This is a genomic window from Pedobacter sp. 22163 (genome assembly GCF_052045595.1).
Classification (GTDB): domain Bacteria; phylum Bacteroidota; class Bacteroidia; order Sphingobacteriales; family Sphingobacteriaceae; genus Pedobacter.
Map to the genome: position 1 here is coordinate 23,185 of NZ_JBQEPM010000007.1, position 13,672 is coordinate 36,856.

Annotated in this window: 12 protein-coding genes; 5 read left to right on the top strand and 7 right to left on the bottom strand. The window is 37.7% G+C overall.

What is annotated here, in order from left to right; translation table 11 throughout:
* Nucleotides 1–15: 15 nt before the first annotated feature.
* The 4 genes from ACTJKN_RS18185 to ettA all read left to right on the top strand — a co-directional run bounded on the left by ACTJKN_RS18185 (nucleotide 16) and on the right by ettA (nucleotide 5,859).
* Nucleotides 16–1,515, top strand: a complete 1,500-nt coding sequence (locus ACTJKN_RS18185) for a RagB/SusD family nutrient uptake outer membrane protein (protein WP_440827175.1) — start codon at nucleotides 16–18, stop codon at nucleotides 1,513–1,515.
* Between the two features lie 137 nt (nucleotides 1,516–1,652).
* Nucleotides 1,653–1,970 carry a hypothetical protein gene (locus ACTJKN_RS18190; RefSeq protein ID WP_440827176.1) on the top strand — a complete coding sequence of 106 codons (318 nt, stop codon included), beginning with the start codon at nucleotides 1,653–1,655 and terminating at the stop codon, nucleotides 1,968–1,970.
* Between the two features lie 48 nt (nucleotides 1,971–2,018).
* Complete coding sequence (locus ACTJKN_RS18195) at nucleotides 2,019–3,548, top strand: DUF4394 domain-containing protein (protein WP_440827177.1); 1,530 nt, start codon at nucleotides 2,019–2,021, stop codon at nucleotides 3,546–3,548.
* 631 nt (nucleotides 3,549–4,179) lie between these two features.
* Nucleotides 4,180–5,859 (top strand): energy-dependent translational throttle protein EttA, encoded by a 1,680-nt coding sequence (ettA, locus tag ACTJKN_RS18200; protein ID WP_440827178.1) that lies wholly within the window; start codon nucleotides 4,180–4,182, stop codon nucleotides 5,857–5,859.
* Between the two features lie 127 nt (nucleotides 5,860–5,986).
* Here ettA and ACTJKN_RS18205 read toward each other — a convergent pair whose 3' ends face one another.
* From ACTJKN_RS18205 to ACTJKN_RS18235, 7 genes are all read right to left on the bottom strand, one after another.
* A complete protein-coding gene (locus tag ACTJKN_RS18205) occupies nucleotides 5,987–6,373 on the bottom strand; it encodes a hypothetical protein (RefSeq protein WP_440827179.1) in 387 nt (128 codons plus the stop codon).
* A gap of 19 nt (nucleotides 6,374–6,392) precedes the next feature.
* A complete protein-coding gene (locus ACTJKN_RS18210) occupies nucleotides 6,393–6,740 on the bottom strand; it encodes a hypothetical protein (protein WP_440827180.1) in 348 nt (115 codons plus the stop codon).
* A gap of 570 nt (nucleotides 6,741–7,310) precedes the next feature.
* Nucleotides 7,311–8,045 (bottom strand): GDSL-type esterase/lipase family protein, encoded by a 735-nt coding sequence (locus ACTJKN_RS18215; protein WP_440827181.1) that lies wholly within the window; start codon nucleotides 8,043–8,045, stop codon nucleotides 7,311–7,313.
* Nucleotides 8,046–8,087: 42 nt separating this feature from the next.
* Entirely contained in the window at nucleotides 8,088–10,784 is a 2,697-nt protein-coding gene (locus tag ACTJKN_RS18220) for a TonB-dependent receptor (protein ID WP_440827182.1), read from the bottom strand.
* Entirely contained in the window at nucleotides 10,768–11,001 is a 234-nt protein-coding gene (locus ACTJKN_RS18225) for a DUF1456 family protein (protein ID WP_029274124.1), read from the bottom strand. Before ACTJKN_RS18225 ends, ACTJKN_RS18220 begins: the two co-directional genes overlap by 17 nt.
* Nucleotides 11,002–11,248: 247 nt before the next feature.
* Nucleotides 11,249–12,553: a DEAD/DEAH box helicase gene (locus ACTJKN_RS18230; RefSeq protein WP_440827183.1), complete on the bottom strand. Its 1,305-nt coding sequence runs from the start codon at nucleotides 12,551–12,553 to the stop codon at nucleotides 11,249–11,251.
* 50 nt (nucleotides 12,554–12,603) lie between these two features.
* Complete coding sequence (locus ACTJKN_RS18235; RefSeq protein ID WP_440827184.1) at nucleotides 12,604–12,822, bottom strand: hypothetical protein; 219 nt, start codon at nucleotides 12,820–12,822, stop codon at nucleotides 12,604–12,606.
* A 237-nt stretch (nucleotides 12,823–13,059) separates the two neighbouring features.
* Between ACTJKN_RS18235 and ACTJKN_RS18240 the strand changes: the two genes are divergently transcribed.
* Complete coding sequence (locus ACTJKN_RS18240) at nucleotides 13,060–13,533, top strand: ribonuclease H-like YkuK family protein (RefSeq protein WP_057932807.1); 474 nt, start codon at nucleotides 13,060–13,062, stop codon at nucleotides 13,531–13,533.
* Nucleotides 13,534–13,672: the final 139 nt, after the last annotated feature.

Consider the following 13,672-nt stretch of genomic DNA (forward strand, 5'->3'; position numbering starts at 1 on the left):
ATTAATAAGATTATCATGAAAACATACTATAATCACATCATAAAAATCGCTATTGCAGCCAGTATTATTTTTACGGCATCCGCTTGTCGTAAGACATTTTTTCCTTCAGATAAAGTAGAAGACAATGATCTACTAACTACCATTGATGGTATGCGAACAGCCACTTTGGGTAATTATGCTACCTTAAAATCTCTGGATTATGAAAACAATTACCATTGGCTTGCCGAACTCCCTTCCGATGAGGTGGCTCAGGGGCAGGGTTCATCGAGCGATGTAACCAATTTATATAAATATACCCATTTGGTGAATTCTGCCAACGCAACCGCATATTTCCAACAAGCCTATTACATTGCATCGGCTGCAAATAAGGTTATTAAAGCTATTCCTGATGGTTCATCGGCAGAATTACTACAGATTAAAGGTGAAAATCTGTTTTTGAGGGCGATGTTACATTTTAATTTAGTCAGGATATTTGGAAGGCCTTTTGTCCAGAATCCGACAACCAATCCCGGAGTTCCGATTTTGAGTGAAACCGTAAGCGATGCAGATGCTTACATCATCAAAAGAAGTACGGTAGCTCAGGTTTACGATTTTGTAATCGCCGATCTTTTAAAAGCATCGCAATTGATAAAAGATGAGAAAGGTAATAGTTTTGCTTCAAAAATGGCCGCTTACGCACTCCTATCGAGAGTTTATCTGTACATGGATAACAATGCCAAGGCAGTAGAATATGCCAACCTGGTAATTAGCTCAAACAAATATCAGTTACTTCAAAATGCCGAATACCAAACCTATTTTAGGGTTGCACCAGAAACAAACAAGGAAAGTATTTTTGCCATCAAACATACCAAAACTGAGAACTACGATTACTCCGCTATTGGTTCGTTATACTATAGTGGCGATGCCAATGGTAATGCGTTGGGCCAGGGAGAAAGTGGATGGGGAGAGATTTATGCCTCAGTTAAGTATTACAACTTCCTTAACAAATACCCTCAGGATAAACGCAAGAGTTTTATCTCGCCTTATATTGTTAGTGGTGTTCAACAGTTAAATCCGAAACTAACTCCTGCTACCCCAATTTATTACGTTAATAAAAACAACTTGCAAGAAGGGGTTACCAATTTAACTTCGCCTGTTTATCTCCGTTTGGCAGAAATGTACCTAAACAGAGCTGAGGCCAATGCCAAGCTGAACAATACACAACTGGCTTTAGATGATGTGAATGTAATTAGAACCCGTGCAGGAATCCCGACTTATACTTTGGCAGATGTTACGCCAGCGCACAGTATTTTAGATATTGTACTGGAAGAAAGATGGCTAGAACTGGCTTTTGAATGCCAGCGGGCTTACGATCTATTTAGAAATAACCGCCCAATGGTAAGAGATTATCCAGGTACCCACTCTACCATTAATGGCTCGGTTAATCAAACCATTAACCCTACTGATGCGCGGGTAATTTATTTTATCCCACAGACCGAAAGAGATAAAAACCCTAATTTATCTCAAAACCCATAGTAAAACTAAGCGGGCTGGATTAATTCAGCCCGCTTAGTTATTTACCTTTGGTTTTCTTAAAAAAAATATTCCAAAAAAATCTAAGAAAGTTCTTTTGCCGTATATGTAGTTAAGTCCATATAATTGGATCAGGCTCAATGGTGTCTCTTTATCAAAGACTTTTAATCGTACTCCTTCTCCTTATCCTTTTTGCGGGAAGAATTGCCGTATACGTCATTACCAATCAAAAACAACATCAGGAAGTTGTAAAAGAAAACACTAGTAAAACCGATAAATCTAATACTAACGAAAATAAGGAACAACTCGAAGAGAAACTCGAAGACCTGGCCATTAATACAATCATAACAGCCAATAGTGCTTTCTTAAACATAGCAAAATCAAAAGCCGTTCTTTTTTCTGGCAATTATAAACTTTTAAAGTGTTTCCTACAAACACTAGAATACCCACCCAAATAAGCGACAACGCTTAGCATTAACTATTTTTCTTAATTAAACATTAAAGACATGATTAAAACTAAACACTTAATCATAGTGGCCCTATTGGCTATTATGACCCCTATTTTATTTTCTGCCTGTAAGAAAGACAGAAAGAACGATCCTGAACAGGAGATGCTCACCCCCGGACCAGATGTTAATTTTTATGCATTAACAGCCGATGGCAAACTATTGCTGATTAATGCCAAAAACCCCAGTTCGGTTACCGCTCAGGTTACGATTTCTGGTCTACAAAGTGGAGAAACCATTTTGGGCATAGATTTTCGTCCGGCTACAGGACAACTGTATGGATTGGGTAGCACCAGCCGTATATATGTTATTGATCCTAAAACAGGAACAGCAAGATCAATTTCAGCAGCTCCCTTTACCCCTGCATTAAGCGGAACATCAGTTGGCTTCGATTTTAACCCTACTGTAGATCGTATTCGCGTGGTTACCTCATCCGGTCAGAATTTACGCTTAAATCCTGAAACAGGTACCGTGGCTGCTACTGACGGTATGATTAATGGTGTAACCAATGCCAAGGTATCATCAGTTGCTTATACCCAAAATAAAGCTGGCACAAGCACCACTGTACTTTTTGATATTGATATAGCCAACGATAAGCTTCATAAACAAGATCCACCGAATGATGGAAAATTGGTTGAAGTTGGAAGCCTGGGCTCCGATTTTGAAGATGTTGGCGGTTTTGATATTAATCCCGACGGTACTGCGGCATTAGCAGCTTTAACTACAGGTGGTAAATCTGGTTTATATCTGATTGATTTAACCACCGGAAAGGCCTCGAAAATTAACAAGATAGATCAACAGATTACTGGTCTTGCTATTCCAACTGAAGCTGTTGCTTATGCAGTATCAAATAACAACGAACTCTTGATCTTCAATCCAACGGCTGCAACACCAACGCCTGTGGTAAAAGCCATTACAGGCATACAGCCAGGCGAGAACATTTTAGGTATTGATATGCGCCCATTAAACGGTCAATTGTTTGCTATCGGAAGTACAAGTAGAATTTATAGCATCAATGCATCATCTGGCCTTGCTGCCATGGTAGGAACAGGACCATTAGGCACTTTACTCGCTGCCACTCAAGTTGGTATAGATTTTAATCCAACAGTAGATCGGATTAGAATTGTTGGTAATACTGGTCAAAACTTTAGGGTTAACCCTACAGATGGTGCGTTAATTGTTGATGGCGCTATTTCTTTGGGTACTGCAGCAGTTTCGGGCGCAGCCTATACCAATAACTTTGCGGGTGCTACAACAACGGTATTATTTGATATTGATTCAACAGGTGATCGTTTATATAAACAAGACCCACCAAATAATGGAACTTTGGTTGATGTAGGCCCTCTGGGTATAAATGTAGAGGCCAGCAGTGGTTTCGACATTGGTGGTACGAGCGGACTTGCCTACGGTATATTTACCGTTAGTGGTGTTCAGAAATTGTATACTGTAAATCTTACAACAGGTACAGCAACTGCAGGGGCAACCATAGGTACGGCAGTAAGAGGTTTTACACTAGGTTTAGGTTTTTAAACTACACTTCGTATACCTTCTCCAAAAAGCAAAAGCCTTTCAATCCTGAAAGGCTTTTGCTTTAACTAATGTTCACGGTATCTACTAAGAATTATCCGTGAGCTAAATGTAAAACTTTTGTATTGCGTTACACAGCAAGAGATATTTTATGAACGAATTATGATAATTACATTAAACCAAGATTAGAATTGGGACTTATTGGTTGATTAGTTCATTTGTTATTGGTTTATTAGTTAGCATCATGTAGAAAACCATTCTGTGTTAATCTATCCTTCAGTTGGCTAAAAAGCTCACTTGCTCAATGGACATTGGTTTAATAATTAGCATGATGCAGAACCACTCTGCATTAATCTGTGTTTCCGTGGCTAAAAAGGTTCATTTGTTCATTGGACATTGTTAATGAGTTTACATAATGCAGAATACCATTTTATGTTAATCTTTGCTTCTACGGCTAAAAGTTTATTAAAGTATAATCATAAAGCACTTTGTAATGGGCTTGTTGTTCTTATCTTTGCAAGCAATTTGGCTTTGCTATTATTTGGTTGGGTAAAATCAGTCTGTAAGAAAAACTGGTTAACCTTCCTTTAATATCAATCTTAGCATTAAACTACTTTAAAAACAATACATTATAATGTCTGACGAAAAAATAATCTTTTCAATGGCAGGTGTAAACAAAATTTACCCTCCACAAAAACAGGTTTTAAAAAATATTTACCTTTCTTTCTTTTACGGAGCAAAAATCGGGGTTATCGGTTTAAACGGCTCTGGTAAGTCATCACTTTTAAAAATCATTGCCGGTTTAGATAAATCTTATCAGGGCGAAGTGGTTTTCTCACCAGGTTATTCAGTGGGTTATTTAGCGCAGGAGCCGATCTTAGATCCTGAAAAAACCGTTCGCGAAGTGGTTGAAGAAGGTGTTGCCGAAGTAACTGCTATTTTAAAAGAATACGAAGAAGTAAACGAAGCGTTCGGCTTAGAGGAAAACTACTCTAACCCTGATGCAATGGATAAACTGATGTCCAGACAGGGCGAACTTCAGGATAAAATTGATGCATTAGGTGCCTGGGAAATTGATTCGAAATTAGAAAGAGCTATGGATGCCTTGCGTTGTCCTGATCCTGACACTAAAATCGGTGTATTATCAGGCGGTGAGCGCCGTCGTGTGGCCATGTGCCGTTTATTGCTTCAACACCCTGATGTATTATTATTGGATGAGCCGACCAACCACTTGGATGCCGAAAGTATCGATTGGTTAGAACAATTCTTACAAAATTACGAAGGAACCGTTATTGCAGTTACCCACGATAGGTATTTCTTAGATAATGTTGCCGGATGGATTTTAGAATTAGACCGCGGTGAGGGTATTCCATGGAAAGGAAATTACAGCAGCTGGTTAGATCAAAAAGCAAAACGTTTATCGCAGGAAGAGAAAACAGAAAGCAAACGCCAGAAAACATTAGAGCGTGAGTTAGAATGGGTGCGTATGGCGCCAAAAGCACGTCATGCAAAATCTAAAGCACGTTTAGCCAATTACGATAAATTAGCTTCAGAAGATGGCAGAGAAAGAGAAGATAAATTGGAACTTTTTATCCCGGCCGGACCTCGTTTGGGTAATGTGGTAATTGAAGCAACGAATGTTACCAAGGCTTATGGAGATAAGGTATTGTTCGATAATTTAAACTTCTCCCTTCCGCCGGCAGGTATTGTGGGGATTATTGGCCCCAATGGTGCGGGTAAAACTACTTTATTCCGTTTAATTACCGGACAGGAAGAAGCAGATGCTGGTACATTCCGTGTAGGCGAAACCGTTGAGTTGGGTTATGTAGATCAGATGCACAACGATTTAGATGCCGATAAAACCGTTTACGAAAACATTACCGATGGATTGGACAATATTCAACTCGGTACTAAAGCCGTTAACGGACGTGCCTATGTTTCAAAGTTCAACTTTAATGGTGGCGATCAACAGAAAAAAGTAGGTATCCTTTCAGGTGGTGAGCGTAACCGTGTACACTTGGCCATTACCTTGAAAAAAGGAGCCAATGTACTGCTACTGGATGAGCCAACCAATGATATCGACGTAAACACTTTACGTGCACTGGAAGAAGCCTTAGAAAACTTTGGCGGTTGTGCTGTAGTGATCAGTCACGATAGGTGGTTCTTAGATAGGATTTGTACACACATCCTGGCTTTCGAAGGTAATTCTGAAGTTTATTTCTTCGAAGGAAACTATTCAGATTATGAAGAAAACCGCAAGAAACGTTTAGGTGACGTTACTCCAAAACGCATCAGATATAAAAAATTAAATTAATACAAAGTCCCGATGAAAATCGGGACTTTCTTGTTTGAGAAGCGTAATTTGAAATGTATTTTAAATTTCGAAGAAGTCAAGTTTTATCGCCATCGCGCTATAAAAAACTTGACTTCTTTTATAACCCTTACATAGATGGTTGAAAAGGAACAGGTCTTTGATTTTCCTTCGCTTTGCGTTTCCCTCTAAAAAAGAAGTACAGGTTGATAAAGAGCATAATACCAAGATAAATTGCAAAGCCACCAATCTTAGCACTCAAAGCCTCAATTAAATTACGGTAATCATTAGCATTGATGGTAATCTTCATAATGAGCAATGCGAAACCTACATTCAACAGATAAAACCCCGTTTCGAAAAGTTTATTCGTCGCATTGGCAATCTCTTCTCTTCCTTTAAAAATATCTAACATATATACTTTACTGTTTTTGAACAGGGTTTTTGAAACATAAAAAGTCAAAAAAAGTGCAACTGGTAAATAAACTGCATAACCGATTAAAATTTTTGTCGTTTCCATAATTGAAAATTTTAGATTGTTATTTTATTAATTTATGAATGGTATTGGTGAGCAAATAGATATTTAAATAATGAAGAACAGAGAGGATGCATACAATGGTAGCCACTTTTACAGCCATTACCTCTATTAATTGTTGGGTAGAAATGATCGCCTCCCAGCCTACCAATGTCATGGCACAGTAGCCAATATTTACCAGGTAATAAGAAACCAGCAATGATTTATTAATCTGCTGACAGAGATCCAAATGATCGGGAATGAGTTCGGCCACAAACATATTTCCGTTCCGGTAGCAGATTTTACCAACCACTACAATGATCAAAACGATAACCGTAATAAAGATGCCATAGCCGAGTATATTGTAATCCATAACCAACAGCTTTTAAATATTTAACTTTCAGGAAAAACTGAAAGAACGAAACAAAAAAAACAGCCTTTAGCCCCTTTTCTTAACTATCTTATCTTTCATTCTCCTTTTCATGTGTAAAGCTAAATAAACATTATTAAACTTTCAAATATTATTGAAAGTTTAATACAAAACAACACGTAACGAGCTTAGCGCTATCGTCATTTCGAGCGGAGTGCAATGAAGTCGAGAAATCTTTGAATATATATTTGTTTATAGATCTTTGCATTTTGCCGCGCTTCATCTGATAGCTATCGGATCGAGATGACAAACTTTCAAAAAGGAATATTTAGTCACAGATTTGCAGAAAACTGGGAACACCCCTCGCCGTTTGTCACCCCTGAGGGGTAATTTATTTTATAAAAATCAATATGAATGACAGATTTTTTAGCGAATTATAGGCTGTGAGGAATCGTCATTTCCAACTTAATTGGGAATCGTAATGCAAGCGCTTTAAGATTCCCGCCTGCGCGAGAATGACGGCCATCTATTGGAGTCTGTCAATGGTAGCGGAGTCGAAGGGCTATTATCGATTCAATGCCAGTTTTTCAAGGCTTTTTTTACCGCAGCATCTGTTACTTCTTCCATTATTTTATAACCTGCAAGGTTGGGATGAACACCATCAACTGTTAGCTCGGCACGCTGCCCTTTTCGTTCATCTACCAGCGGTGTCCAATAATCTAAAATGGTATAGTTTCTTTCTTTGGCATAGGCCACAATCTTTTCGTTTAAGCTCACAATGCTATCGGCCGCTTTAATGCGCTTATTCCATGGATATTCGTAAACAGGAAGGTATTTACAGAGTATCACTTTAATGTGATGCAACCTTGCCAGTTCTGCCATCGATTTAATGTTATCCATAATCTTGTCATTGGTGACATGACCTGTATTGCCAGCTATATCATTACTCCCCGCTAAAATGATTACTACCTTTGGTTTAAGGTTAATTACATCCTGCCGGAAACGGATGAGCAGTTGTGGCGAAATCTGTCCACTTATCCCCCTATCCAGATAAGGTTTATCCTTAAAATATTCGGGATCTTTTTGCTTCCAGAATTCGAATATCGAACTCCCTAAAAAAACAACTCTTTTTTCTTTTCTGGTTGGTGGCGGTAAAAGTTCATTTTCTTTCTGGTACTTGCTCAGCGCAGCCCAGTCATCGGCAAAATTCTCTTTTTCAGGTTTGTTACTTAACGAATCTGTCTTCAGCTGTGCAAATGAACTGCTTGCTAAGACCAACATAAATAGGGTTAAGATTTTACTTTTCATTGGTATTCGATTTGAACAAAGCACTAAACTAATAATTCCCGATTAATTAAATTCTACTCCACTTAAATTTACATTCGTTCTGCCTTTTTTATTCCCGAACTGGCTTAGGTTATAACCCAGTGTTGCCTGCACAAAACGGCTGATAAAGCGCGTTCTGTTTTCGGATATGGAATTGTTGGTAATACTGGTGCTAAAAAGTGCACCTTGATTAAACAGATCGTTTGCCTGGATAGAAAAAAGGAGTCTATTATCCTTTAAGAAAGAAGTATTCAAGCCCATGTTCACCAATAATGGGTTGCCAGTATATAGGTTATAGCCAAAATTTAAACTTTTAGAGGCCGATGCATTTACCCTAAAACGTTTATTTGGAATCCAGCTGGCACTGCCATTTAAAGCCAAAACCTGGATATTCTTAATGTTCTGGTTCATTATAGAATAAGTATTTGAACTAAAGCTATATGATACACTGGTATTAAAAGAATATTTTTTCTCATTCAGGTTAAACCTAAAAGCATTCGAAATGTTAATTCCACTACTCCGGTTTAATACATTTTCGGTATAAAAAACATTACGGTTATAGGCAACATTTCCATTAATGGAGAGCGACAGTTTATTGGTCATTAACCGTTTATTGAGCGAGTAATTCCCCCCAACATTATAAACACCATTAACATTCTCATAGGTAGTTTGCTGCTTCAAACTATTCAGTGTATCCCGAAGAAAAACCGTATTGCTTACAACACTATTAAAAGCAAAAGTTCCTGATAAACCGGCCATAATACTCAATCCCGATTTGAGGTCAAATTGATTATAACTAAAATCGGCAGTGTGGCTCGAAGTTGCCTTCAGATCTGGATTACCGATAATCAGATTCTGTACATCATTATTGTTTCTAACGGGTTGTAGTTTATTAAAATCGGGCGAACTGGTGTAACCATTATAGCCAAAACTCAAATTTCCATTATCTTTAATCTGATAACTTAAATTGGCAGATGGCGAAAAGTTTAACTGGTAGTTCTTTAGCTCTTGCCCTGTGTTTTGGTATTTACCGATAATAATACTGGGCGAAAAATTGAGCCCTAAATTATAACTGATCCGCTTTGCATTGGTATTAAAACCGATACCAAAATTCTGATTGATAAAATTAGATACATAATCCTGCCCCAGCGAATCGACAACAAAACTGTTTCCCAAGGGATTGGTAACCGTTGTAGTTTGCAAGTTCCGACTCCTGCTAACCGAAAAACGGTAAGACAGATTAATAAAACTATATCCTGTACTGTCGTTTGGCTTTTTTAATGAATTGGAAAATTGGAAATTGCCTCCAAAATTGGAATTCGAGGTATTATTATCAATCAACCTGTTTAGTAACGAATCTTTAACCAGTACGTTGGTGGTTTCGTTGTAGTACCTGATAATATCATTAATTGTACTGTTTGAGTTTCCTTCGCTTGTGCCGAAATTAAATCCCATAGATAACGATCGCTTATTATTGGCCAACCGCCTAGACCAATTAATACTTCCATTAACATTAGGATTACTGTTCCGTGAGCCAGAATTAGACATCAGATCCTGTCTGATAAACCCTGTTTTATTGGAAGTAGAAACCGCATCGTTATGGGTATTGGCCAAAGCCCCACTAAGCGAAATGTTAAAATAGTTCTTCTTTGTGGCTCCATTTAAACCTAAATTGATGTTATTGTTTAGCGACCTGGAACTATTGGCGCTTTCTCTTAAATCGAATATTGTTCCCTGTGGGTTAAACGTTTCGAGGTAATTACTCTGAACAGATTTATTAATTCCATTACTAAAATGATAACCGCCATTAAAGCTAAATTCCTTAGAAATTTTGTCTCTGATATTACCATTTAAACCTCCATTGTTCATTTTGGTAAACTCATTATTCGTTATACCATAACGGCCTCCAAAGCCAATTTGCTTTGTTTTTTTCCATATACTACCGTTACCGCCTAAATTATGTGCATTATTGGTGGCAGAACTCATATTCACTCCGCCAAAAACACCTTTGTCCATGCCAGGCTTAGTAACGAGGTTCAACATTTTTTGTGGTGTACCCACTTTTATACCTGTAAAATTGGCTTCATCACCATAATCCTCAATTACCTGTAGTTTAGCAATAATATCGGCGGGCAACTGCCTGATGTAATCTTCCACATTACTGGTAAAAAAATCTTCACCATTTACCCGCAACTTGGTCATTTTTTTGCCCATGGCGGTAACAGCACCTTTTTCATCAACCTCAATGCCTTGCAGTTGTTTTAGCAAATCTTCCACTTTATCATTTTCTCTTACAGTATAGGCCGCGGCGTTATACTCAATGGTATCTTTCTTGATCTTAATGGGCTCTACTTTTACTTTAACTTCCACATCTTCAAGACGGATCGTTTCCATCTTGAGCATAATGGGTTCTAAAACGGAGTTTTTTTTCGAAGATTCGGTTTCGTAGGTAGAAGCAAACGGCTTGTAGCCCAATGCAGTAATGGTAAGGTAAAATTTATTTCGGGTTACTTTTGCGAATGCAAAGTTTCCCTTAGCATCAGAAGTTGAGCGGAGCGTATCTTTATCGGTAATCAATCGGATGCTTACGCCTTCAATAGGCTTCTTCAAAGAATCGATTACACTACCACTTATTTTAAACTGAGACTGAGCGAGAGCGTTAAAGGAAAGTGTGATCAGTATAAAAAATATTAAAAAGCATAAATTACTGCTTTTTTTCATCCCTCGGACCTCTTTTGTAAATCACAAGACCATTTAAAAAATTGCGCAGAATCTGATCGCCACAAGGCTTAAAATTTTCATGGTCTTCATTCCTGAAAATATCGCCCAGTTCTGCCTTCGTTACCTTAAATCCAACCAGGTCGCAAATGGTTATAATATCCTCTGTTTTTAATGATAGGGCTACTCTTAATTTTTTTAATATATCGTTGTTGCTCATTTTTAATGTTTGAATTAGAGAATGTCTGAATTAGTGAGTGATTGAGTTAGCGGATTATAGCGCGATTAAATTAGAAAATTTATGAATGAGTATATTGAACGATTGAGCTATTGAATTAACGGTTAAATAAATAAATTATTGAATGACTACAAAAATAAATCTAGAACTTTAAACCCGGTTTTTCCAATGAACCAATGAACCAATGAACCAATGAACCAATGAACCAATGAACCAATGAACCAATGAACTAACTCGCTACTTCTAATTTAAGTTTTTTTCCTTTAATTTTTTCGCCGCTTAATGCTTTCAATAATTGATCTACTTTGCTTCTTTTAACAGCTACGTAACTGGTGGTATCTTTAACTTCGATCAGGCCAAGGTCTTCTTTTGTTAAGTTACCTTTCTGCAAAAATAAACCTACAATATCAATTTTGTTAATTTTATCCTTCTTACCATGTGCGATATATAAAGTTACCCAATCGCTGGCTTCCGGTAATTTATACTTTTCGGATAAAACTTCCTCTTCAATATCTTCCGGCAAATATTTATAGTGCTCTTCTGTAGTTAAAATAGCATAGGCTGTTCCTTTTGCGTGCATCCTTGCCGTTCTACCATTGCGATGGATATAGGCATCTTCCGTGTAGGGCAATTGATAGTGCACAATATGTTCCACTTCAGGAATATCCAGACCACGGGCGGCCAGATCTGTTGTAATTAAAATCCGATGGCTACCATTTCTAAATTTAAGCAATGCCTTTTCACGATCGAACTGCTCCATCCCACCATGAAAAACATCGTGACCTAAACCATGCTCGAAAAGTAAATCACTTATCCGATCTACCGTTTCCCTATGGTTACAGAAAACCAATGTATTTTTACTACCTATTTTACTCAGTAATCTGAAAAGGTAATCTAACTTATCGGCTGCAGGTGCAGTTATTTTTTTGAGCTTTAGATCTGGTTTTGCCTCAATATTTTTTGAAAAATCGACTTCAACAGGCACATTTAACTTTACAAAAGCCGGAATTTCTTCCATTTTGGTAGCAGAAGTAAGTATACGCTGTTTTAACGAAAGCAGCGAGCCAATGATGTAAGACATGTCTTGCTCAAAGCCAAACTCCAGCGCTTTATCAAATTCATCTAAAACTAAGGTTTCGATAAAAGATTCGTCGAAGTTTTGATGCTCCAGATGATAAGCTATCCTACCCGGTGTTCCGATCAGGACGGCAGGTGGATGTGCAAGATTATTCTTTTCTATCCGTACAGCATGACCACCATAACAGCAGTTTACTTTAAATGAGGTACCCATTTGTTTAAAAACCTGCTCAATCTGTAAGGCAAGCTCTCTCGAAGGAACCAAAATCAAAGCCTGTACCCCTTTTACTCCGGTTTTTAGGTTGGAAATTAATGGCAATAAAAAGGCCAGCGTTTTCCCCGAACCCGTTGGCGCAATCAATATTACATCTTTACCAGTCTTGGCTGCTTTTACAGAAGACTCCTGCATCTCATTAAGTGCAGTAATGTTTAATTTTTTTAAGGCATTTTCTATCATTCCGCCATAAAGGTAATCATTTCTCTTTACGCCCAGAACTACAGCCTTAGTTACGACCTGAAAAATCTTGCCCTAAGTTTCCGCAGCGTAGAAAAGTTTAATCTTTTCTCGAGCAACATTAACATGTTGCCACGTTTAGACATTGATGATAGCACTTTTTCGTTAACGGCATCAACCGAAGATAAGATCTTGTCAGCCAGTTCATCTGCAAATTTATTCGCTCTGCTATTTTGTAATAACTGGAGCTCTTGAATTAATTCTGCTCTCATAATTAAGAATTTTTAATGAATGTACAAATATTAACGGACCGACTAATAATTTGTTTCAACAAATAATAAGTTCATCTAAACTATTATCACTAACTTGTTGATAACTAACTTTTTGTTAGCAAATAAACAATCTAACCTTAACACTTATTTAATTTTTAGCACTTATTTTTATAAAAACCCGATTGCCATTCGTCCCAAAGGGATTCCTTTGGAATTAACCTCAAAAAACACAAATGTATGACGTGGAAAAAATTTAGTGGTGAAATTATTCAATCTTCAATCCTCGAAGAAGTAGAAAACGCGATTATCAGAGAAAGTCAAAACGGCTTTAAGCTTAAAGTTTGCATCGGTACCGATTCGCAGGTAAAAGGCGCAGTAACTGATTTTGCAACCGTAATTGTGCTGTTAAGAGAACATCATGGCGGTTTCATGTACATCCACCAGGAAAAAAGCACACAACAGGTAAGCATTAAAGAAAGAATGTTAATGGAAGTACAAAAATCAATCGAAACTGCTTATTCTATTTGCGATTTACTTGATATTTATGACGTGGCTTTAGAAGTACATGCCGATATCAATACCAGTCCATCGTTTAAATCGAACAAAGCACTTAACGATGCTATGGGATATATTTTAAGTATGGGCTTTATTTTTAAGGCTAAACCAGAAGCATTTGCCAGTTCTACCTGTGCCGACAAAATGGTACATTAGGTAGTCAGTCGGAAAGCCTGGAGGCGGGTTCCGTCATTTCGAGTACGGCCGAGAACCACGAAGTGCTCAGCGAAGCTAAATCTGTAAGTCATGTTGATGATCAATATTCTTGATGGATCCCTCCATTGTGTTTCATTTG